This window comes from Peribacillus sp. SIMBA_075 (assembly GCF_046534585.1).
The window spans coordinates 1-253 of sequence record NZ_JAWRYN010001128.1 but is presented as its reverse complement, the minus strand read 5'-3'; the positions used below and the strand labels follow the sequence as shown (position 1 = coordinate 253).

At 55.7% G+C, this 253-nt stretch carries 1 protein-coding gene; it reads right to left on the bottom strand.

Annotated features, from left to right (window positions below):
• Nucleotides 1-253: L-serine ammonia-lyase, iron-sulfur-dependent, subunit alpha (locus SB775_RS31825; RefSeq protein WP_410865279.1), on the bottom strand; the 253-nt coding region annotated here is incomplete at both ends.

Genomic DNA, 253 nt, shown 5'->3' with positions numbered 1-253 from the left:
ACCTCAACAAGCCCTGCTACCGGATCACACACCAGACCCAGCATGGATTTGAGTGCAATCGCTGCAGCATCGATCGCTTGACGAGGTGTCCCTTGCTTGAGCTCCACGATGGCTGCGGCAGCCATAGCAGTAGCGGAGCCTACCTCTGCCTGACAGCCTCCCGCTGCACCTGAGATAAAGGAACGGTTGGCAATCACATATCCGATTGCGCTCGCCGTAAACAATCCCATGACCAGATGCGCAAACGTAAACT